At 37.1% G+C, this 2,618-nt stretch carries 4 protein-coding genes and 1 pseudogene; 3 read left to right on the forward strand and 2 right to left on the reverse strand.

Annotation, left to right across the window (positions count from 1 at the left end):
• Positions 1 to 93: 93 nt before the first annotated feature.
• Positions 94 to 324, forward strand: a pseudogene (locus ACFIL7_RS01330) (DNA adenine methylase); the annotation flags it as partial.
• A 97-nt stretch (positions 325 to 421) separates the two neighbouring features.
• Here the strand turns inward: ACFIL7_RS01330 and ACFIL7_RS01335 are convergent.
• On the reverse strand, positions 422 to 778 hold the full coding sequence (locus tag ACFIL7_RS01335; RefSeq protein WP_375624310.1) for a type II toxin-antitoxin system HigA family antitoxin: 357 nt from the start codon (positions 776 to 778) through the stop codon (positions 422 to 424).
• 119 nt (positions 779 to 897) lie between these two features.
• Here ACFIL7_RS01335 and ACFIL7_RS01340 point away from each other — a divergent pair, with 119 nt between their 5' ends.
• Positions 898 to 1,173: a type II toxin-antitoxin system RelE/ParE family toxin gene (locus ACFIL7_RS01340; RefSeq protein ID WP_375637206.1), complete on the forward strand. Its 276-nt coding sequence runs from the start codon at positions 898 to 900 to the stop codon at positions 1,171 to 1,173.
• A gap of 30 nt (positions 1,174 to 1,203) precedes the next feature.
• A complete protein-coding gene (locus tag ACFIL7_RS01345) occupies positions 1,204 to 1,530 on the forward strand; it encodes a HigA family addiction module antitoxin (RefSeq protein ID WP_273791640.1) in 327 nt (108 codons plus the stop codon).
• A 46-nt stretch (positions 1,531 to 1,576) separates the two neighbouring features.
• Here ACFIL7_RS01345 and ACFIL7_RS01350 read toward each other — a convergent pair whose 3' ends face one another.
• A complete protein-coding gene (locus tag ACFIL7_RS01350; RefSeq protein ID WP_375615282.1) occupies positions 1,577 to 2,098 on the reverse strand; it encodes a Rha family transcriptional regulator in 522 nt (173 codons plus the stop codon).
• Positions 2,099 to 2,618: the final 520 nt, after the last annotated feature.

Genomic DNA, 2,618 nt, shown 5'->3' on the forward strand with positions numbered 1-2,618 from the left:
ACCAAAAATAGCGCAAGTCAAATTGATAGCTGTTGTATAAGCTGGCTTGTATGATTTTAAGCCCTTTTAAAGCCCTTTAAAAGGGCTTTAACAGGCGTTGAGAATTGCTATGGCAAGGATTTGTTTAAGCGAGAGGATTACCAGACGATGTCCACACTGCTTGCACAATTAAAGGGAAAGTTTGTTCTGTCTCTCAATGATGTGCCAGAGATCCGAAAAACCTTTAGCCAATTTAAACTAAAAGAAGTGAATACATCTTATACATGTGGTTCAAATAATCCAATGCCGGCTCAAGAGCTGATCATCTCAAATTGCGATTTCTAAAACGAGAAATAATACATATTAAAGGGTCTTTAAATGATCTTTGAAGACCTTTTGAAACCCCTTAAAAATCTTTCAAAAAAATAAATTAGTATAAAACCTAAGCTATCAGACTTTCTAGTGGAATATTGAACTGTTGGTGCAAGTTTTTAATCATGCGCAGTGTTAATTTTCTTTTACCACTCAAGATTTCATAAACACGATTTAAATGACCAATCGCAGGAACAAGATCTTTAGCACTTAAGTTCATTTGTTCCATTCTAAATTTAATAGCCTCAATAGGATGAGGAGGAGAAACAGGGTAGTGTTCTGCTTCATACGCTTCAATCAACAACACAAGAACCTCCATTTGATCAAATTCTGGAGTATTCTCTTTAGGTTGATTGTCAAACATCGCAGACACAATCTCTAAAGCTTCTTGATACTCTCTCTCTGTACGAATTGGTTTGATATTCATTTCTTAAATTCCTTTAGTTCTACAGTGTTGGCATCAATCATATTAAATTGTAACATTTTTGTTGACAATTGTCACTTAATACATTACATCTTACTTAAAATAAAGTTGTTGAGTTTGCTATGATCAAAACATTTAAAAATAAAGACCTCAAATCTCTCTGGGAAACAGGAAAAAGTAAGATTGATAGCAGGCTTCAACAGCGTATTATTCGCCGTCTTGATGCCCTTGACGCTGCTTCTCAAGTTAGTGATATCAATGTACCAGGTTATAATTTTCATATGCTTAAAGGCTTTACTCCAACTCGCTACACAATTCATATCAATGGTCCTTGGTGTATCACTTTTGAATTTAAAGACAGACACGTTTACCATGTTGATCTAGAGCAATACCACTGAAGGTTTTAAGATTTGTAAAGGAAACTATCCATGACCACACGTAATCCTAATCGTTGTCCTTCTCATCCAGGAGAAATTTTAGCTGAATCCTTAGAACATTTAAATGCAAGCAAAACCGAAATTGCTAGGATTCTTCAAATATCACGCCAGCACTTGCACGGTATCCTTAAAGGAGAACGTCCAGTCACAGCCGTAACAGCAGCTCGCATTGGTAAATTGTTAGGAAATGGACCAGCCCTTTGGCTACAGCTTCAAGCCAATTATGATACATGGCATGCCTTGAGGGACATTGATGTCTCTTCTATTCCAACATTAACAGCTAATAAAGTGGATATACAAATGGAACAGAGCCATTAACTGTCTCCCCGCCTCAAAGGCGAGGAGATAAAATCATGTTTTTAACTTAAGCTACTTTTGCAACAGGGCTTACTAAAACTCGTTTGGCTTCTTCAACAAGCGTTTTGTAATGTTTGCTCTCTTCTGCTAATGTAAAGGCTTTAACAAGATGCATGTGAAGCGGTCCATAAATATAAACAGCTTTTTCAGTAGGTCCCATTTCGTCCCAGTTGCTTGGAAAATCAAAGCGTGTATCACGGTCATTATCAATTAACTGGTTTTTTAAATCATAGAAAGCTTTAACGAGTGCTTTTTTAAACGCACGCACCGTATCATTGTTACGCATATAGGTCATGAGTAGAGTGGCTTGTGGTTCGTTGAGAATAGCAACTTCTCTCTTTTGACCACCTTTACCGTCTCTTTTACTCACTTGGATTTCAAATCCAAGTGAACCAAACTCTTCAAAATCCTTACGATTATTGCGTACTAACTGTATAACTGTTTTATGCGTATTCCCCACACCCTCAGCAATTTTTAAAGAGGTTGTGACAACGATGCCATCATTGTTGATTGTCACTAAATTGTTCATGATGAACTCCTAATGGTTTTAATGTCTCTATTGACACCCCCAAGGGTGCCGGGCGTTAGAAACACGGCCATTAGTCCGTCGCTATGTCTTCCCCTCGTGAGAAGGTATTGTATAGCATAGCTACACCCGACAAAATCGTTATATGCCAATAATAGCATAAAAGACAATCAGTATTTTAAATGCATGGGAGAGATCTTACGTGACCTATCCGCTAATGGTTTAGTGTTTCTAGCACTTGTGATTCGAATAACATGAGGGTTTATTAGTGTCAATATGCTTTTAAAAAATTATTTCACATATTGTTGTTTTCAAAGGATCGCATTTGAAATGCTACCCTTTACTATTCACTCGCATTTGAAATGCGAGTGAACCAAAATTCTTATGTTTTACTGTTTTAAAGGGTGCGATTTCAAATCCAACCCTCATTTTTCCCATTCATTTTCATTCACCCCTCATTTAAAGGAGCATAAAGTATGGCAACAGGTTTTCTACACGGTGTTGAAGTTGTCGAGGTTGACGA

The organism is Bartonella sp. AP3QHHD (genome assembly GCF_042195765.1).
In the GTDB taxonomy this organism is placed as follows: Bacteria; Pseudomonadota; Alphaproteobacteria; order Rhizobiales; family Rhizobiaceae; genus Bartonella.